Genomic DNA, 18,320 nt, shown 5'->3' with positions numbered 1-18,320 from the left:
CGCACCACCCGTCCGTCGGCGAGCGGGACGGGCAGCGCGCGCAGCTCGTCGGCCAGGCCCGGCACCGTGTCGACGGCCGGCGCGAGCGCGGCGTAGACGCGCCGCCACCAGGACGGCGACGCCGTCACCGACAGCAGCCGGTCCACCAGCTCCGACGGCGCGACCCGCTCCACGTCCAGGCCGATCGGCGGCGCGGGCCCGGTCGCGACCAGCCGGGAGAACGCCGGGTCCGCCCCGGCCAGCAGCTCCGGCAGCCCGTCGGCGCCGGGCACGTCGAGCCACTCCGCGCGCCGGGGCGCCAGGTCGGTGCCGTCGGCGCCGGGCAGCCAGGCCGCGCCGTCCAGGGCGTCGCGGACGGCCTCGCGCAGCCGGCCGTCCAGCGCGGAGCGGGGGAACGCCGGCTCCGGCACCAGGTCGGCGCGGTCGGCCAGGTCCAGGGCCGCCACCAGCTCGGCGTAGGCCGCTCCGGCGTCCGCGACGAGCGCGTCGGTGGCGGCGCCCTCCCGGATCCGGCGCCGGTCCGGATCCAGCGGGAACGGCGCGATCAGACGGGCCGGCAGCGAGAGCTGCTCGGCGCTCGCGGTGGGGGCGTGCAGCACCTGCCCGGCGTCGGCGGTGAACGGGTCCGGGCGGCCGTCGTCGTGCACCGGCAGGGCCCAGACGACACCGGCCTGCAGGACGCGCCACCGCCGCGGCCCGACCCGGACGATGCCGCCGGGTTCGTCGGTGCGCGCGATCTTCTCGCCGCCGACCTCGACCGCGGCCAGTCCGGGCAGTGCGAGCAGCAGGTCGGGGGCGAGGACCCGGGCCTCGTCGAGCAGCGCGGACGCGCGCGCGGGGTCCCGCAGCGGCATCCGGACCTCGCTCACGCACCCCTCCGGCACCGGGTCCTCTCCCGGTTCCAGCGGCCAGGCCAGCCGCAGCACCGGCACCCGCCCGTCGCGACGCAGCTCGGCGGCCGGGCCGGGCAGCGCCGCGACCTCCTCCGCCGTCGCCGCGGCCGAGAACCGGACGCCCGCGCCGCCGGTCGTGACCAGCCGCGGCTCGTCGGTCAGGGCCAGCACCGCGGCGAACCCGACGCCGAAACGCCCGGTCGCGCCGTCGTCGTCGCGCTTGGCCGAGGCCCGCAGCGACGCCAGCGCGGTCACCCCGGCGGCGTCCAGCCCGGCCCCGGTGTTCGCGACCCGCAGCTCGTCGCCGGCGACGGTGATCCGCACCCGGCCCGGCGAGCCGCCTGCGCGGGCGGCGTCGGCGGCGTTCTGCACCAGCTCGACGCACCACGTGTCGGCGTAGCCGCCGAGGCGCAAATCCTCCTCGGCGTTGGCGTCCTCACGGAACCGGGTCGGCGACGACGCCCACGCGTCGAGGACGCCGCGCCGCAGGCCCTCGGTACCGAACGGGTCGGTGATCAGTTCACCGGGCTCGCGGGTTCCAGGTCCACGCCGTCGTCGTAGACCAGCGCCGAGACGTGCACCGGCGACCCGGCGACGTCGGTGCCCACGTCGGAGTGCGCGCCGCACCCGAACCCGACGGCGACGACCTGCGCGTCGGCCGGGGAGTACTCGTTCGCGCAGACCCCGAACACGCCGCGCATCGACCCCGCCAGCGACATCAGGAACCCGCAGGTCCCGCACGTCGCGGGGGCGGAGCGGGCGAGGTCGGCGGACGGGCCGTGCTCGCCGTCCTGCCAGCGCTGCGCGGCCTCGTCGCGGCCGGCGACCGACAGGACGCGCTCGCGGCCCAGGCCGATCTCGGTCGCGACCTCCTCGACGGCCGGGTCCTCCGACTCGGCGTAGCCGGGCACCAGGCGCGGGTCGTCGGCCGGGGAGGGCAGCAGGTCACCGGGCTTGAGGTCACCGGGCTGCACGCGCTGGTCCCACGGCACCCAGGCCGGCGCGACCAGGGCCTGCGGGCCGGGCAGCAGCACGGCCTCGCTGACCGTGACCGGCTCGCCCTCGCCGACCCAGGCGAGGGTGACCGCCCAGCGCCAGCCGTGGTAGCCGGGCAGCTCGGCGGAGAACAGGTGCGTCAGCGCGGAGGGGGTCCGGGCGCCGTCGGTCTCGACCTCACAGCCCAGGTGCTCGCCGACGGTGCCTGCGGAGTCGTCGCCGACCTCCGCCGCGGCCTCCTCGACGGCGGCGGAGCGGGCCAGGTCCACCGCGTCGCGCAGCGCGGGCGGTGCGTCGGTGGGGGTGGGTGCGCTCACGCCCCGATTGTGCCACCCGGGCAGGATGGCCAGGTGACGGGACGCAGGAGCACGCCCTCGGCGCCTACCGCGCTGGCTGCCGCGCTCGCCACCGCACTCGTCGCCGTGGTCGTGCTGGCCTCGTGCGGGACGGCCCCCGACCCGGCCGGTTCGGTCCCCGCACCGCGTCCGCAGGTGCTCGCCGCGATCCCGCACGACCCGTCCGCGTTCACCCAGGGCCTCGAGATCGACGGAGGCACCCTGTACGAGGGCACCGGCCTGGCCGGGCGCTCGCAGCTGCGCGAGCTGGACCCGGCCACCGGGGCGCTGCGCCGCGCGGTGCCGCTCCCGGGCGGGTACTTCGGCGAGGGCATCACCGTGGCCGGCGACCGGATCTGGCAGCTGACCTGGAAGGACGGCGTGGCACTGGAGTGGGACCGGGCGACGCTGGCGCTGCGGCGCGAGGTCCCGATGAGCGGTGAGGGCTGGGGCCTGTGCGACCTCGACGGCCGCCTCGTCCGCTCCGACGGCACCCCCACCCTGCGCTTCCACGACCCGGCGACGTTCGCCGTGACCGGCACCGTCGACGTCACCCTGGACGGCGAGCCGGTCCCCGACCTGAACGAGCTGGAGTGCGTCGGCGGCCAGGTGTGGGCCAACGTCTGGCGCACCGACCGGATCGTCCGGATCGACCCGGGCTCCGGCGCGGTCACCGCCGTCGTCGACGCGTCCGGCCTGCTCACCCCGCAGGAGAGCGCCGGGGCCGACGTGCTCAACGGCATCGCGCACGTCGGCGGCGACGAGTACCTGCTCACCGGAAAACTGTGGCCCAGGATGTTCCGCGTGCGTCTGCCCTCCTGAGGCGGCCGGTTGACACAATGGGGGCGTGGCACGCCCCGGGAACCCGTCGTCGGAGGACCCGACCGTGCAGATCCCGGCCGACACCATCCCGACGCCGGACCCGCCCACCCGGCGGATGCCACGCAAGATCACTGTCACCCGGGTCGCGGCGTTCCGCAGCCGCCAGCTGACCGGACGCGCCGTCGACACGTTCCGGCGTGCGGCCACCGCGGACGGGGCCGACCGTTCCGGGCTCACCGCCCTGACCTACGCGACGATGGTCACCTACGCCCTCGACGCCGCGGTCGCGGTCGCGCTGGCCAACACACTGTTCTTCGCCGCCGCGACGGCCGAGTCGAAGACCAACGTCGCGCTCTACCTGGCGATCACCGTCGCCCCGTTCGCGGTGATCGCGCCGGTGATCGGGCCGATGCTCGACCGGCTGCAGCGCGGGCGGCGGATCGCGATGGCGGTGTCCTGCGGCGGGCGCGCCGCGCTGGCCGTGGTGATGGCGCTGAACTACGACAACTGGATCCTCTACCCCGCCGCGCTCGGCGCGATGGTGCTGAGCAAGTCGTTCCTGGTGCTCAAGGCCGCGGTGACGCCCCGGGTGCTGCCACCGGTGATCACGCTGGCCACCACCAACTCGCGCCTGACGACGTTCGGCATGGTCGCGGGCGGTGTGGCCGGTGCCGTCGCGGCCGGGGTGTCGCTGCCGTTCGGGTCACCCGGAGCCCTGTACTGGACGGCGACACTCGGCGTCGTCGGCGCCGTGGCGTGCCTGCGGATCCCGCGCTGGGTGGAGTCGACGGCCGGCGAGGTCGCGGAGTCGCTGCGGTCGACCCGGCGCGGCCGGTCCCCGACCGGGCACAGCGTGCTGGTGGCGCTGTGGGGCACCAGCGCGGTGCGGGTGTTGACCGGGTTCCTGACGCTGTTCGTGGCGTTCGTCGTGAAGTCCGCGGCCGAGGACGACCCCGGCCGGGCACCGTCACAGCAGCTGTTCCTGATCGGCATCGTGGGGGCGGCCGCGGGGGCCGGGCTGTTCCTGGGCAACGCGGTCGGCTCCCGGATCCGGTTCGGGCGCTCCGAGACCGTGGTCCTGGGCTGCGTGGCCGGAGCGCTGGCCGCGGCCGTGCTGGCCGCCGCGCTGCCCGGGATCGCGACCGCCGCCGTCGCCGCGCTGGTCGGGTCGACGGCCAGCGCGATGGCCAAGGTCTGCCTGGACGCGGTGATCCAGCGCGACCTGCCCGAGCACGCCAGGGCGTCGGCGTTCGGGCGTTCGGAGACCGTGCTGCAGCTGGCGTGGGTCCTCGGCGGCGCGCTCGGGGTCCTGCTGCCGCACAGCACCTACTGGATCGGGTTCACCGTGGTCGCGGCCGTCATCGCGCTGGTCGGACTGCAGGCCGCCATGATCAACCGTGGGGGCACCCTGGTGCCCGGGCTCGGGACCCGGAGCGCTCCGTAGGCTGGCCGGGTGCGCGCGAACCGACCCACGCCCGTCCGTCGGGGACACCGCCTGGCCGGGATCGTCGCCGCCGCGGCACTGGTGCTCGCCGGGTGCGGTACCTCGGCCCCGCCGACCGTCACGTTCGACGTCGGCGGGACCTCGCTGACCGCCGCGCCGACCCAGTTCTGCGACAACCAGCTCCAGAACTGCCGCGACGACGCCAACGCCCGGCTCACCGCCGACGTGGCGCCCGGCACCCCGGTGACGATCACGGTGCCGGAGGAGGTGTCGAGCGCGCCGTGGCAGGTCGCGTTCGCCTACCTCGGCCCGGACGGGAAGGCGCGCACCGACGGCCGCAGCCCGATCGCCACGCCCGGGCAGCGCACCGAGTACACGCTGACGCTGCCGGACCCCCGCGACCGCCTGGTGACCGCGCAGGTCCAGCTGTTCGGGCCGGCGCCGGTGGCCGACCCGGCCACCGGTCAGATCACGTTCCCGGTCCGCGCGACGTGGGTGCTGGTCAGCGGCGGGTGACCGGCCCTAGCCGTCGAGGTCCCGGGCGACGGCGCGGACCACCTCGGCGGCCAGCTTCGACGTCTTGCGGTCCGGGTAGCGGCCGTGGCGCAGCGTGGGCTGCACCCGCGACTCCAGCAGCCGCATCATGTCCTCGATCAGCCCGTGCAGCTCCTCGGCGGGGCGGCGGGTGTTCTCCACCGCGGACGCCTGCTTCTCCACCACGCGCACGGACAGCGCCTGCGGGCCGCGGCGGCCCTCGGCCATGCCGAACTCGACGCGCTGGCCGGACTTGAGCGCCTCGACCCCCGACGGCAGTGCCGCCTTGCGGACGTAGACGTCCTCGCCGCCGTCCTGGGAGAGGAAGCCGAAGCCCTTCTCCGCGTCGTACCACTTGACCCTGCCGGTGGGCACCGTGCTCCTCGATTCCTGCGTAACTGCACGACAAACGCGCCCGGATGCCCGAGGACGACCGGACGCGCTGAACGTCAGTCTAGGCGTTCTGCACGCCCGCGGCATCGCCGAGACCGAGCTTCTCGACCGACGACGCCCGCATCTCGACCTTGCGGACCTTGCCGGTGACCGTCATCGGGAACTCGTCGACGACCATCACGTAGCGCGGGATCTTGTAGTGCGCGAGGCGGCCGGTGGCGAACGCGCGGACCGCGTCGGCGTCGAGCGGGGTGGAGCCCTCGCGCTGGGTGATCCAGGCGCACAGCTCCTCGCCGTAGCGCGCGTCGGGGACGCCGATGACCTGCGCGTCGAGGACGTCCGGGTGGGTGTAGAGGAACTCCTCGATCTCGCGCGGGTACACGTTCTCGCCGCCCCGGATGACCATGTCCTTGATCCGGCCGGTGATGTTGACGTAGCCCTCGTCGTCCATGACCGCGATGTCGCCGGTGTGCATCCAGCGTGCGCGGTCGAGGACCTCGCCGGTCTTCTCCGGCTGGTTCCAGTAGCCGAGCATCACCGAGTAGCCGCGGGTGCAGAGCTCACCGGGCTCGCCGCGGGGCAGCGTGGAGCCGGTCTCCGGGTCGACGACCTTCACCTCGAGATGCGGGAGCACCCGCCCGACGGTGGACACGCGCAGCTCGAGCGAGTCGTCGCGGCGGGTCTGGGTGGAGACCGGGGACGTCTCGGTCATGCCGTAGGCGATCGTCACCTCGGCCATGCCCATCCGGTCGACGACCTGCTTCATGACCTCGACCGGGCAGGGCGAGCCGGCCATGATCCCGGTACGCAGGCTGGAGAGGTCGTACTCGCCGAACGTCGGGTCGTTGAGCTCGGCGATGAACATCGTCGGGACGCCGTAGAGCGAGGTGCACCGCTCCTGCGCGACGGCGTGCAGCGTCGCCTTCGGGTCGAACCCCTGCGCCGGGATGACCATCGTCGCGCCGGTGGTGGTGCAGCCCAGGTTGCCCATCACCATGCCGAAGCAGTGGTAGAAGGGCACCGGGATGCACACCCGGTCGTCCGGGGTGTAGCCGAGGATCTGCCCCAGCGAGTAGCCGTTGTTGAGGATGTTGTGGTGCGACAGCGTCGCGCCCTTCGGGAACCCGGTGGTGCCCGAGGTGTACTGGATGTTGATCGGGTCGTCCGCGGACAGCCCCGCCTGGATCTCGGCCAGCCGGGTCCGGTCCGCGGCGCCCCCGCCGGCCGCGACCTCGTCCCACTCCGGCGAACCGATGATCAGGACCGTGCGCAGGTCCGGGCAGTTCGGGCGGACCTGGGAGATCATCCCGGCGTAGTCCGAGGTCTTGAACGCACCTGCCGCGACCAGCACCGAGATGCCGGCCTGGTTGAGCACGAACTCCAGCTCGTGCGTCCGGTACGACGGGTTGATGTTGACCAGGATGACGCCGAGCTTGGCCGTCGCGTACTGGACCAGCGTCCACTCGGCCATGTTCGGCGCCCAGATGCCGAGGCGGTCCCCGACGCCCAGGCCCGCCGCCAGCAGCCCGCACGCGACCTTGTCGACGTCCTCGCGCAGCGCCGCGTAGGTCCACCGGCGCCCGGTCGAGACCTCCACCAGCGCGTCGACGTCCGGGTACGCGGACGCCGTGCGGTCGAAGTTGTCGCCGATGGTGTCCCCGAGCAACGGGGCGTCCGAGACACCCGAGGCGTACGAGGGCACGAGGGGAGAAGCTGTGGTCACCGTTACATCCTGTCCCGGGCGGCGCCCCGATGCCAACAGCCGCCCCGGAAGCCGGTGGCGACCGGGCGATACGCTCGATCGATGCACGATCCCCGCGTCCTGCTCGACCCCGCCACCGACGCCGTGCGCAAGCTCTCCCGCCGCGGCTTCGCCCTCGATCTCGCGTACCTGGAGAAGGTGCTCTCCGGGCGCAACGCCGCCATCCGGCGCGGCGACGAGGCGCGCGCGGAGTCCAAGCGGCTCTCCACCGCGGTGAAGGGCGCGACGCCGGAGGAGCGCCCGGCGCTGGTGCAGGCCTCGCGCGACCTCAAGACGACGGTCACCGAGGCCGACGAGGAGCACAAGCGCCACGACGCCGAGCTGACCGAGTTCCTCCTCGGCGTCCCGAACCTGCCCGCCGACGAGCTGCCCGACGGCGCCAGCGACGCCGACGCCGAGCTGGTCCGCACCTGGGGCGAGCCGCTGACCGCCGAGGGCGCACGCGACCACGTCGAGCTCGGTGAGAGCGTCGGGATCCTGGACCTGGCCCGGGCCACGAAGCTGTCCGGGCCGCGGTTCGCGGTGCTGTGCGGACGCGGGCCCGCGCTGGAACGGGCACTGTCGCGCTACTTCCTCGACGTCGCGACCGGGCAGCACGGCTATACCGAGTTCTCGGTCCCGACGCTGGTCAACCGGGAGACGATGACCGGGACCGGGCAGCTGCCGAAGTTCGAGCAGGACCTGTTCCGCACCGGCGTCGCCGACCGGGACCTGTTCCTGATCCCGACCGCCGAGGTCCCGCTGACCAACCTGCACGCGCGCGAGACCCTGGCCGCCGAGGACCTCCCGCTGGCCTACACCGCGCACACGCCGTGCTTCCGCTCGGAGGCCGGCAGCTACGGCCGCGACACCAAGGGCCTGATCCGGCTGCACGAGTTCTCCAAGGTCGAGCTCGTCCGGCTGGTGCGCCCGGAGGACTCGCGCGCCGAGCTGGAGCTGCTGCTCGGCCACGCCGAGACGGTCATGCAGTCCCTCGGGCTGGCCTACCGCGTGGTGAAGCTGGCCGCGGGCGACATCGGCTTCTCCGCCGAGGTCACCTACGACATCGAGGTGTGGCTGCCCGGGCAGGGCGCGTACCGGGAGATCGCCTCGGCGTCGGACTTCGGGTCGTTCCAGGCCCGCCGGGCCGGGATCCGGACGAAGGCCAAGGACGGCACCCGCGGCTTCGCGGCCACGCTGAACAGCTCCGGCCTGCCGATCGGGCGGACGCTGGTCGCGCTGCTCGAGCAGGGCCAGCAGCCCGACGGCAGCGTGCGGATCCCCGAGGTGCTGGTCCCCTACTGCGGTTTCGACAGCCTCGTACCGGCCTGAAGCGCACGCCGCAGCGGGCGGGGTGAGGGCTCGGGCCACGGCCCGACCGGCACCAGCACGCGCTCGGCCGGCGCGAACCCTGCCGGGTACCCGGCGGTGCGCCAGCTCCCGGCCGGCGAGTCGGCCGGGAGCCAGTGCGGGTGCCAGATCCCGATCGCCAGGTCGATGTCCTCGAGGGAGGGCCGCAGCTCGTCGGTCAGCGGGGCGCGCAGGTGCTCGGCCCACAGCCGGACCCGCAGGTCACGGACGTGGTCGCCGGTCGTGACGAGCACCGTGGACAGCTCGGTGTCGGTGCCGCGCATCGAGCGGCTGAAGAAGTTCGCCGATCCGACCGAGGCGAACACGTCGTCGACGAGCATCAGCTTGGTGTGCACCGTGAGGCCCTCGATCCGGTGCATCATCACGTTGCCCCGATCGGCGGGCGCCAGCTGGTCGACGACTCCGCGCTGGATGTCGCCGGTGACGCGGCGGCGGAACTTGTTCACACCGGCGTCGGCCGGGTCCTTGCGACCCGAGCAGACGAGCACGACCCTCACCCCGCGCGCCGCGGCGTCGCGCAGCAGGCCGTAGAGCCGGAACGCCCGCCGTCCGCCGGGCATCTCGTAGAAGTACTGGTCCTCGAGGTAGATGTAGTGCTGCGCGCCGCGGATCGCGGTCGCGAGCGCGTGGTAGACCTCGTGCACGCCGTGCCGGGGCAGGACGTCCCAGTGCCGCCGGTACAGCGCGAACCACTGGTCGATCTTCCACGGCCGGAACGAGCGCAGCACCTGCACCGCCGTCCCGGGCGCGGAGCGCGGCTCGACCGGCGGCGCGGGCGGCAGGTCGTGCAGGTAGGGCTCCGGGTTCATCACCTCCCGGCGCGCGGGTGGGAACCACACCTCGCGCGCGGGCAGCGACGCGGCCTCGCGCCACCGAGCCCGGTAGACCTCCCACACCCGGGCCGCCGCCGGACCGCGCAGCCGCACCGCGCCGTCGTGCCAGCCCCAGCGCTCGTCGCCGATCGAGAGCCGGTCGTGCGGCTCGGCGTCGTAGCGGTTCGCCGAGAGGTCCAGGCCGCCGACGAACGCGGTCAGCTCGCCGTCGACGTGCAGCACGACCATCTTCTGGTGGTGGCACCCGATCCCGGCGCCGGACCAGTCCAGCAGCGCCCGCCCGCGCATCGACTCGTGCTCCCGGAACGCGAGCGCGGCGAAGACGTTCGCCCGGAACGGCCCGATCTTGACCAACGGGACCGAGCCGCTGAAGACCGCGGCGGTGAGCAGGAGCCGGACGTCCACCCCCGCCGACGCCTTCGCGGCGAGCAGCTCGGTGAGCGGCCGGTAGCCGGGTTCCCCCCGGCGACGACCGGTGAGGTCCATGTCGGACTCGATCTGCAGGCCGGTCGCGAAGAAGCTGTCCCCGGGCCCGGCCCGGTCGAGGAGCTCGGACACCTGCGCGAAGTAGTCGATCCCGTCGATGACGGGGACCCACTCCGTGTCCTCCTCGAACGTCGGGCTCTGCACCGTCCCCGGTACGAGATACCGGCCGGTCAGCTCGTCCAGCGTCGTTCCGGCCACGCGCAGACGCTATCGCCGCGACTCGTCCGATCGCCTCCCGAACCACGATCGAGCGGTTCAGCTGAACCGCCGCACTACCCTCGACCAGCCGCCGAGTTCGACGCCCGAGGGTCCTGGGCCGGGCCCGGGCTGCGCTCCTGCGCGCACTGGCTCGGCTGGCGGGTCGGGCTCGACCACCGCACCGCCCGCGACCACCTCCGCGTCGCCCACGCCCTCACCCGGCTGCCCGCCACCACCGAGGCCTTCGCCGCCGGACGGATCTCCTACTCGAAGGTCCGCGCCCTGACCCGCGTCGCCACCGCGAACACCGAGCACCACCTGCTCGTCATCGCCCTGCACGGCACGACCGCCCATTGACCGGCCACGACCGGCCGATCGACGACCGGACCCTCACCCCCGACCGGGGAGGTGAACCCCTCGACATCGACCTCGCGCTCGCCGCGCTTCTCCCCGACCTGATGTCGACCGCCGCGTGAGGACTCAGAGCCCGCCGGTGTTGAGCAGCCTGTCGGCGGTGCCGTCCACCGTGCCGCCCCGGATCACACCGGGGACCGCCTTGTCGGTGATCCAGTTGCGGATCGTCGCGGCCGGCGCGTCGCCGTTGGCCTGCTTGTAGAGCGCCGCCACCCCGGCCGCGAACGGGGCCGCCATCGAGGTGCCGCTGTAGGACGCCGTGCCGCCGCCCGGGACCGTCGAGATGATCCGGCTGCCCGGCGCGTAGAGCGACACGCACGGGCCGGTGGAGGAGTTCGTGGCCCGCTGGTCGTCGATCGTGGAGTTCGCGACGACCAGGATGTCCTTCGACGCCCGCGGCAGTGCGGTGCAGTCGTTGCCGCCGGTGTTGCCGGCCGAGGACGCCGCGAACACCCCGGACTCGACCATCCGCTCGAGTGCGGTCTTCAGCGTCGGGGACCCGGCGTAGCTCCAGGACATGACGGCCACCGCCGGGCCCTTCTTGTTCTTCACGACCCAGTCGATGCCCGCGAGCAGCGACGACAGGGTCCCGGTGCCGTTGCAGTCGAGCACCTTCACCCCGTGCACCCGGGCCCCCTTGGCCACGCCGTAGCTGTTCGATGCGGCGATCCCGGCGACGACGGTGCCGTGCCCGTCGCAGTCCTCGTTCTGCTGATCGATCGTGTTGACGTCCTGCGAGGCGCGGCCGCCGAAGTCCGGATGGCTCGCGTCGACGCCGGTGTCGAGCACGTAGACGTCGACGCCCTGGCCCGTGGCCTGCGTCGTGTAGGAGCCGTCGAGCGGCAGGTTGCGCTGGTCGATCCGGTCCAGCCCCCAGTTCACCGGCTTCGTCTGGGTGCCCTCGGCCTCGGGTGCGTCCTGGTGGGTCGCGCCGCGCGGCTCCAGCGGCGTGATCTCGCGGTCCTCCTCGACCCCGAGCACGCCCGGCTGGGCCCGCATCCGCGCGACCTGCACGCGGTCGAGCTCCGCGGCGAAACCGTGCACGGCCTCGTCGAACGTGCTCGACGGCGTCACCCCGACGGACTCGGCCGCGGCGGCGGTCTGCTGCGCCGACCCGGTCTGGACGATGTAGCCGGACGCGGCGGGGCCGGCGGGGGCGGCGGACGCGGCCGGCACGCAGAGTGCGGCGGCGACGGCGCCGACCGTCACCAGCAGGACGACACGGAGGAGCATGCGGATCACGAAACGTGACGCTAGGCGTCCGTGACGCGAGGGGCCAGAGACACGATGGTGCTTCGGGTGACACCTGTGACCCATGGGGTGACGCTCAGGTATGCGTGCCATGCACCGCGACCTCGGCCGCCTTCACCGCGAACCACACGTCGTCGCCCGGGTCGACACCCATCTCGGCGACCGCGGCGGGGGTGACGTCCGCCGCGAGGCCGTCCACCCAGGCGGGTGCCCCGTCCGGGGCGGCGGCGCGCAGCCGGACGGTGTCCCCGCGCGGTTCGAGGGCGGCCAGGCGCACCCGGAAGACGTTGCGCGGGCTGCCGGAAGGTCGCTCGGTGTGCACGGAGACGGCCGAGGGCGGGAACACCGCCACGGCCGGCTCCCCGTCCGCGACCTCGACCGAGGAGCCGTGGATGTCGACGCCGTCGGCGGTGCGCAGGGCACCGGCGGAGGCGACGCCGGGGATCAGGTCGAGCCCGGCGATCCGGGCCGAGAACGAGCTGCGCGGCCGGGCCAGCACGTCGCGGGTGGCGCCCTGCTCGGCGATCCGCCCGCCGGAGAGCACGACGACCCGGTCGGCGAGCACCAGGGCGTCGAGGGCGTCGTGGGTGACCAGCAGCGCGGTCTGCTTGCCGTCGCGGATCACCCGGCGCAGCAGCGTGCGCATGGCCGGGGTGGCGTCGACGTCGAGCGCGGCGAGCGGTTCGTCGAGCAGCAGCAGGCCGGGTTGCGGGGCCAGCGCGCGGGCCAGCGCGACGCGTTGCTGCTGGCCGCCGGAGAGCTGGGACGGGCGGCGGTCGGCGAGCTCCCCGACACCGACCTGTGCCAGCAGCTCGCGTGCCCGTTCGTCGGCCTCGGCGCGCGGGACGCCCCGGGCGCGCGGGCCGAACGCGACGTTGGCCGTGGCGGACAGGTGCGGGAACAGCAGAGCCTGCTGGGCGAGCAGGCCCACCCCACGACGGTGCACCGGGACGAACTCGCCGGCCGCGACGTCGACCAGGGTGCGGTCGCCGACCCGCAGGTGCCCGGAGTCCGGGCGCAGCAGCCCGGACAGGATGCCGAGCAGCGTGGACTTGCCGGCCCCGTTCGGGCCGAGCACTGCGAGCACCTCGCCGGGCGCGACGTCCAGGGCCACCTCGAGCGAGAACCCCGCCCGGTGCAGCGACGCCTGCAGCGACAGACCGACCGACCCGCTCATCCCCGTCCGTCCATCCCGCGCGGGCGCCCGACCACGATCACGACCAGCGACACGACGACCAGCAGCAACGACAGCGCGACGGCGCCGGACTCGTCCGACTCGCGCTGCAGGTAGACCAGCAGCGGAAGCGTCCGGGTGGTGCCCTCCAGGCTGCCCGCGAACGAGATCGTGGCGCCGAACTCTCCCATGCACCGGGCGAACGCCAGCACCAGCCCGGACGCGAGCCCGGGCAGCACCAGCGGCACGGTGACCCGCCGGAACGCCAGCGCCGGCGAGGCGCCGAGCGTGGCGGCGACCGCCTCGTAGCGCTCACCCGCCGTGCGCAGCGCACCCTCGAGCGACACCACGAGGAACGGCATCGCGACGAACGTCTGCGCCAGGATCACCGCCGCCGTGGAGAACGGGACGGTGATCCCGAACGCGAGGTCGAGACCCCGGCCGACCAGGCCGGTACGTCCGAGCAGGAACAGCAGCGCCAGCCCGCCGACGACCGGTGGCAGCACCAGCGGCAGCAGCACGATCGACCGGATCGCGCCGAGCAGACGCGGGCGCTGCTCCAGCCGTGCGCGGGCCAGGATCACGGCCAGCGGACCGCCGAAGAGCAGGCACAGGAACGTCGACACCGCCGCCGTGATCAGCGACAGCCGCAGTGCGTCCAGTGCGGAGTCGCTGAGCAGCAGCGACGGCATCGCCGCCCAGTCGGCGCGCAGCAGCAGGCCGAACACCGGCAGCGCGATCAGCGCGAAGCCGATCGTGGCGGGGATCCACATCCACCACGGCAGACCGACCCCTGTCTCGTGCCGGACCGTGGTGCGTGCGGTCACGAACTGCCCGTCACGGCGCCCCGAAGCCGGCGGCCTTGAGCGTCTGCTGGCCGGTCGGCCCGGTCACGGCCTGGACCCACTTGTTCGCCAGCTCCTGGTTCTTCGAGCTCTTCAGGGCCGCGATCGGGTAGTTGTTCACGGCCTTGTCCGCGTCCGGGAAGCTCACGCCCTGCACCGCATCCTTGGCCGCGGTGACGTCGGTGACGTAGACGAGCCCGGCGTCGGCGTTGCCGCTGGTCACCTTACTGAGCACGGACTTGACGTCCTGCTCCTCGCTGACCGGCTTGACGTCCACCCCGGCGGCCTTCTCGACCTTCTGGGCGGCGGAGCCGCACGGCACCTGCGGCGCGCAGACCACGACCTTGTTGGCCGGGTCGGCCAGCTGCGCCAGCGAGGTGATGCCCTTGGGGTTGTTCGGGGCCACGGCGATCTGCAGCGTGTTCGTGGCGAAGCGGGCCGGCGCGGCGGCGGTGAGGCCGGGGTCGGTGACCTTCTTCATGTTGTTGTCGTCGGCCGAGGCGAACACGTCGGCGGGGGCACCGTTGTTGATCTGGGTGGCCAGGTCGGAGGAGCCGGCGAACGTCAGCGTGACGTCGGTGCCCGGGTTCTCCTGCTCGAACTGCTTCTCGATCGTGGTGAAGGTGTCCTTGAGCGAGGCCGCGGCGAAGACGTTGAGCGTCTGCGGTGCGGCGTCCGCGCCGGAGGGGGCTCCGCCCTGGGCGCCCGAGTCCCCGGAGCCACCGCCGCAACCGGCCATCACCATCAGCGCTGCGGCGGCGACCGCGACCGAACCGGCCAGCCTGCCGGTACTTACACGCTGTGTCACAGATGTCCTCCTGGGGTCTCGACCACGACGTTCGTGGACTTGATCACTGCGACCGCGAGCGAGCCGGGCTCCAGGCCCAGCTCACGAACGGCTTCGCTGCTCATCAGCGAGACCACGCGGTGCGGTCCGCACTGCAGCTCGACCTGCGCCATCACCGTGTCGGCGATGACGGAGGTCACGAGGCCGACCATCCGGTTCCGGGCCGAGCGCTGCACCACCGACGGATCCGCCGGGACGCTGGCGTGGTCGCGGGCGAACTCCGCGAGCGCGGCGCCGTCGACGACCTTGCGGTTCGACGCGTCGCTCTGCGCCGGGAGCGTCCCGGCGTCCACCCATCGGCGCACGGTGTCGTCACTGACACCGAGCAGCCGGGCGGCCTCGGAGATCCTGAAGTGCGGCACGGCGCGGATACTATGGTCGCTGCTACGGGAGCGCTACGTCGGATACGTCGCAGATCGGTCTCGGCCGATGCCGTGGCGATGTGGTCTGATCGCGCCGTGGACTTCGCACCCAGCGCGGCAGCGGCCGACTACACCGACCGCATGCGCACCTTCCTCGACGAGAAGATCCTTCCGGCGGAGGCCGTCTACGACGCGTGGCGCGCCGAGCGGCGCGGCACCCCGGCGGAGTGGGACCACCCGCCGGTGGTCGAGGAGCTCAAGGCACAGGCCCGGGACCGCAAGCTGTGGAACCTGTTCCTGCCGGACGTGTCGGGGCTGTCGAACCTGGAGTACGCCCCGATCGCCGAGGTGTCCGGGTGGTCGCCGGTGATCGCGCCCGAGGCGATCAACTGCCAGGCCCCGGACACCGGGAACATGGAGACGCTGCACCTGTTCGGCAGCCCCGAACAGAAGGAGCAGTGGCTCGAGCCGCTGCTCTCCGGCGAGATCCGGTCCGGCTTCGCCATGACCGAGCCGGAGGTGGCGTCCTCGGACGCGACGAACATCCAGACCAGGATCGTCCGCGACGGCGACGACTACGTCGTCAACGGCCGCAAGTGGTGGATCTCCGGTGCCGCCGACCCGCGCTGCGCGGTGTTCATCGTGATGGGCAAGACCGGCCCGGAGGCGGCGACCCACCGCCAGCAGTCGATGATCCTCGTCCCCCGCGACACCCCCGGGCTGGAGATCGTCCGGCACCTGCCGACGTTCGGCTACCAGGACCAGCACGGGCACTCCGAGCTGCAGTTCACCGACGTCCGGGTGCCGGCGACGAACCTGCTCGGCGAGGAGGGCGGCGGCTTCGCGATCGCCCAGGCCCGCCTGGGGCCGGGCCGGATCCACCACTGCATGCGCGCGATCGGGATGGCCGAGCGGGCGATCGCGGCGATGGTGAAGCGGGCCAACGAGCGGGTCGCGTTCGGCAAGCCGCTGGCCGAGCAGGGCGTGATCCGCGAGCACATCGCGATGTCGCGGATCGAGGTCGAGCAGGCCCGCCTGCTGACGCTCAAGACCGCGTGGCTGATCGACAACCACGGGGCCAAGGGCGCCGCCACCGAGATCGCCGCGATCAAGGTCGCGGTGCCGCGGATGGCCTGCACGGTGATCGACCGGGCGATCCAGCTGCACGGCGGCGCCGGCGTCAGCGACGACTTCCCGCTGGCCTACTTCTACGCCTGGGCGCGGATCCTGCGGATCGTCGACGGGCCCGACGACGTCCACATCCGCTCCATCGCCCGGCAGGAGTTCAAGAGGTAGTAGGGACCCTGTACCTATCCTTTCGGTTAGGTACAGGGTAACCACTCCCGCGTCTGCGGACGGCGCGATCTACCCGGCCCGCACGTGCGGAAACACACTCTGAGCTGCGGATATCCCCCCTGGGCGCGGCGGCCGGGACACGGTTAGCGTGGGGTCATGACGACCGAACTCGGCCTCCCCGCCCTGCGCGGCGGCCCGACCAGGGACCCGGCTCGGCCCGACGATCCCCGGCTCGTCGACACGTTCGGGCGGGTCGCCACGGACCTGCGGATCTCGCTGACCGACCGGTGCAACCTGCGTTGCACCTACTGCATGCCGGCCGAGGGCCTGGACTGGATGCCGCGCGACGAGCAGCTCACCGACGACGAGCTGATCCGGCTGATCGGCCTCGCGGTGTCCGAGCTGGGCATCGAGGAGCTGCGCTTCACCGGCGGTGAGCCGATGCTGCGCAAGGGCCTGGAGAAGGTTCTGGGCGCATCCGCCGCGATGACCCCGCGCCCGGACATCTCGCTGACCACGAACGGGATCGGGCTGGCCCGGCGCGCCGAGGCCCTGGCCGCGGCCGGGGTGAACCGGCTCAACGTCTCGCTGGACACGCTGCGCCAGGACCGGTTCGAGACCATCACCCGCCGCGACCGCCTCTCCGACGTGCTGGACGGCCTGGCCGCCGCCCGGGACGCGGGGCTGGCGCCGGTGAAGATCAACAGTGTGCTGCTGCGCGGGGTGAACGACGACGAGGCCGCCGACCTGCTGGCCTTCGCCGTCGAGAACGGCTACCAGCAGCGGTTCATCGAGCAGATGCCGCTCGACGCCCAGCACGGCTGGGCGCGCACCGAGATGATCACTGCGGGCGAGATCCTGGACCGGCTCGGCGAGCGGTTCACCCTGACGCCCGACTCCGAGGCACGCGGCGGCGCGCCGGCCGAGCGCTGGCTGGTCGACGGCGGCCCGGCCGTGGTCGGCGTGATCGCCTCGGTCACCCGGCCGTTCTGCGGGGCGTGCGACCGCACCCGGCTGACCGCAGACGGGCAGGTCCGGTCCTGCCTGTTCGCCAACACCGAGACCGACCTGCGGGCGATGCTCCGCGGCGGAGTGTCCGACCGGGAGATCGCCGACGTCTGGCGCGACGCCATGTGGGCCAAGCTCGCCGGGCACGGCATCAACGACCCCAGCTTCCTGCAGCCGGACCGTCCGATGAGCGCGATCGGCGGCTGAGAGGATATGACGACGATGGAGACCGTGATGAGTGCACCGACGCTGACCACGATCGAGGTCCGCTACTTCGCCGCGGCGAAGGCCGCTGCCGGGCTGGCGCAGGAGAAGGTCGAACTCCCCGCCGACGCCACCGTGACCACCGTGCTGGACACCGTGCGTGCACTGCACGGCCCCGACCTGGCCCGGGTGCTCGAGCGCTGCAGCTTCCTGCTCGACGAGGTCGCCGTGCGCGACCGCGGCGCCCGCGTCGGCGGGGCCACCGCCCTGGACGTGCTGCCCCCGTTCGCCGGAGGCTGAGCCGCCGGGTCCGGGCCGGTCCACCGGGACGGGCCGGTGCCGGGCGCGTACCGTCGGCGTCGTCGGGACCACTCCGTACGCGGGCGACCGAGCTCCGTCGTTCCCGACTTCCGCCCAGTCCGGGGTGCCCGTCACCCCGAGGACCGGAGGCCCGGCATGACGTCGGCACCCGCCACATCCCAGTCCGACACCCTCGAGGCCACGTCCGGAGAGGCCGAATCGGGTCCGGTCTGCGAGACGTGCCCGCACCCGTGGGCCGCCCACGACGCGATCGGCCGCCGCTACTGCGCGGCCTCGATCGCGTCGGCGCGCACCGACCGGGGCTGTGTCTGTCGCACCGTCTAGACGTCCCGGCCGTGCTCAGTCGTCCCGGTCCACCGTGACGGTGCCGGCGGGCCGGGCGCCGTCGCAGCGCAGGACCATCGTGACGTCGGCCTCGTCGGACTCCAGCGACACCGTCCGCCCACCGCTGTCGTCGCCGGTCTCGTAGCCCTGCGCGGGGTTCACCGACACCACCGACGGCGCCCCGTTCACGCAGCGGGCGAGTACCGTCCCGGCGGGCCCCGCGGGGAG

The 18,320-nt window shown here is 73.5% G+C and carries 20 protein-coding genes; 9 read left to right on the top strand and 11 right to left on the bottom strand.

Translation table 11 applies throughout. The annotated features are described in order from the left end of the window. Positions 1-1,520, bottom strand: a 1,520-nt coding sequence (locus tag I4I78_RS16540) for a sacsin N-terminal ATP-binding-like domain-containing protein (RefSeq protein WP_374225880.1), incomplete at its 3' end; no start/stop codon positions are given. Beyond that, complete coding sequence (locus tag I4I78_RS16535; RefSeq protein ID WP_218612222.1) at positions 1,409-2,206, bottom strand: DUF3027 domain-containing protein; 798 nt, start codon at positions 2,204-2,206, stop codon at positions 1,409-1,411. The genes I4I78_RS16535 and I4I78_RS16540, both read right to left, overlap by 112 nt. A 72-nt stretch (positions 2,207-2,278) precedes the next feature. Here I4I78_RS16535 and I4I78_RS16530 point away from each other — a divergent pair, with 72 nt between their 5' ends. Genes I4I78_RS16530 through I4I78_RS16520 form a run of 3 tightly spaced genes read left to right on the top strand, consistent with a single transcriptional unit; the run spans position 2,279 to position 5,006 of the window. After that, complete coding sequence (locus I4I78_RS16530; RefSeq protein WP_218612228.1) at positions 2,279-3,046, top strand: glutaminyl-peptide cyclotransferase; 768 nt, start codon at positions 2,279-2,281, stop codon at positions 3,044-3,046. Positions 3,047-3,071: 25 nt separating this feature from the next. Next, on the top strand, positions 3,072-4,490 hold the full coding sequence (locus tag I4I78_RS16525) for an MFS transporter (RefSeq protein WP_308252161.1): 1,419 nt from the start codon (positions 3,072-3,074) through the stop codon (positions 4,488-4,490). 9 nt (positions 4,491-4,499) lie between these two features. After that, positions 4,500-5,006: a DUF2771 family protein gene (locus tag I4I78_RS16520; RefSeq protein ID WP_218612221.1), complete on the top strand. Its 507-nt coding sequence runs from the start codon at positions 4,500-4,502 to the stop codon at positions 5,004-5,006. A gap of 6 nt (positions 5,007-5,012) precedes the next feature. Here the strand turns inward: I4I78_RS16520 and I4I78_RS16515 are convergent, their stop codons facing one another. After that, a complete protein-coding gene (locus tag I4I78_RS16515; protein WP_218612220.1) occupies positions 5,013-5,399 on the bottom strand; it encodes a cold-shock protein in 387 nt (128 codons plus the stop codon). A gap of 79 nt (positions 5,400-5,478) precedes the next feature. Then, the gene (locus I4I78_RS16510) at positions 5,479-7,140 is read right to left on the bottom strand and encodes an AMP-binding protein (protein ID WP_218612219.1); all 1,662 of its coding nucleotides are present in this window, start codon (positions 7,138-7,140) and stop codon (positions 5,479-5,481) included. Positions 7,141-7,221: 81 nt separating this feature from the next. Here I4I78_RS16510 and serS point away from each other — a divergent pair, with 81 nt between their 5' ends. After that, positions 7,222-8,490: a serine--tRNA ligase gene (serS, locus tag I4I78_RS16505; protein ID WP_218612218.1), complete on the top strand. Its 1,269-nt coding sequence runs from the start codon at positions 7,222-7,224 to the stop codon at positions 8,488-8,490. Here serS and I4I78_RS16500 read toward each other — a convergent pair. After that, complete coding sequence (locus tag I4I78_RS16500; RefSeq protein ID WP_218612217.1) at positions 8,457-10,046, bottom strand: phospholipase D-like domain-containing protein; 1,590 nt, start codon at positions 10,044-10,046, stop codon at positions 8,457-8,459. The two genes, serS and I4I78_RS16500, sit on opposite strands and share 34 nt — an antisense overlap. Positions 10,047-10,399: 353 nt before the next feature. Here I4I78_RS16500 and I4I78_RS33435 point away from each other — a divergent pair, with 353 nt between their 5' ends. Beyond that, complete coding sequence (locus I4I78_RS33435; protein ID WP_255567134.1) at positions 10,400-10,522, top strand: hypothetical protein; 123 nt, start codon at positions 10,400-10,402, stop codon at positions 10,520-10,522. 4 nt (positions 10,523-10,526) lie between these two features. On the opposite strand, the gene I4I78_RS16490 is transcribed toward I4I78_RS33435, so the two are convergent. From I4I78_RS16490 to I4I78_RS16470, 5 genes are all read right to left on the bottom strand, one after another. Then, positions 10,527-11,693 (bottom strand): S8 family peptidase, encoded by a 1,167-nt coding sequence (locus I4I78_RS16490; RefSeq protein ID WP_218612225.1) that lies wholly within the window; start codon positions 11,691-11,693, stop codon positions 10,527-10,529. A gap of 94 nt (positions 11,694-11,787) precedes the next feature. Beyond that, positions 11,788-12,888, bottom strand: a complete 1,101-nt coding sequence (locus I4I78_RS16485; RefSeq protein WP_218612216.1) for a sulfate/molybdate ABC transporter ATP-binding protein — start codon at positions 12,886-12,888, stop codon at positions 11,788-11,790. Next, complete coding sequence (locus tag I4I78_RS16480) at positions 12,885-13,658, bottom strand: ABC transporter permease (protein WP_218612224.1); 774 nt, start codon at positions 13,656-13,658, stop codon at positions 12,885-12,887. Before I4I78_RS16480 ends, I4I78_RS16485 begins: the two co-directional genes overlap by 4 nt. Before the next feature lie 64 nt (positions 13,659-13,722). Next, positions 13,723-14,475, bottom strand: coding sequence for a molybdate ABC transporter substrate-binding protein (gene modA / locus I4I78_RS16475; RefSeq protein ID WP_218612223.1), 753 nt, complete (start codon positions 14,473-14,475; stop codon positions 13,723-13,725). 59 nt (positions 14,476-14,534) lie between these two features. Beyond that, positions 14,535-14,939, bottom strand: coding sequence for a molybdopterin-binding protein (locus I4I78_RS16470; protein ID WP_218612215.1), 405 nt, complete (start codon positions 14,937-14,939; stop codon positions 14,535-14,537). A 96-nt stretch (positions 14,940-15,035) separates the two neighbouring features. Here I4I78_RS16470 and I4I78_RS16465 point away from each other — a divergent pair, with 96 nt between their 5' ends. The 4 genes from I4I78_RS16465 to I4I78_RS16450 all read left to right on the top strand — a co-directional run bounded on the left by I4I78_RS16465 (position 15,036) and on the right by I4I78_RS16450 (position 18,092). After that, positions 15,036-16,235: an acyl-CoA dehydrogenase family protein gene (locus I4I78_RS16465; RefSeq protein WP_308252159.1), complete on the top strand. Its 1,200-nt coding sequence runs from the start codon at positions 15,036-15,038 to the stop codon at positions 16,233-16,235. 156 nt (positions 16,236-16,391) lie between these two features. Then, the gene (gene moaA / locus I4I78_RS16460; protein ID WP_218612213.1) at positions 16,392-17,450 is read left to right on the top strand and encodes a GTP 3',8-cyclase MoaA; all 1,059 of its coding nucleotides are present in this window, start codon (positions 16,392-16,394) and stop codon (positions 17,448-17,450) included. 27 nt (positions 17,451-17,477) lie between these two features. Then, on the top strand, positions 17,478-17,747 hold the full coding sequence (locus tag I4I78_RS16455; RefSeq protein ID WP_218612212.1) for a MoaD/ThiS family protein: 270 nt from the start codon (positions 17,478-17,480) through the stop codon (positions 17,745-17,747). A gap of 156 nt (positions 17,748-17,903) precedes the next feature. Further along, a complete protein-coding gene (locus tag I4I78_RS16450) occupies positions 17,904-18,092 on the top strand; it encodes an RGCVC family protein (RefSeq protein ID WP_218612211.1) in 189 nt (62 codons plus the stop codon). 15 nt (positions 18,093-18,107) lie between these two features. Here the strand turns inward: I4I78_RS16450 and I4I78_RS16445 are convergent. Next, the coding region (locus I4I78_RS16445) for a hypothetical protein (RefSeq protein ID WP_218612210.1) at positions 18,108-18,320 on the bottom strand (213 nt) is incomplete at its 5' end.

This window comes from Pseudonocardia sp. KRD291 (assembly GCF_019263595.1).
In the GTDB taxonomy this organism is placed as follows: Bacteria; Actinomycetota; Actinomycetes; order Mycobacteriales; family Pseudonocardiaceae; genus Pseudonocardia.
This window is presented reverse-complemented; position numbering and strand designations above follow the sequence as displayed.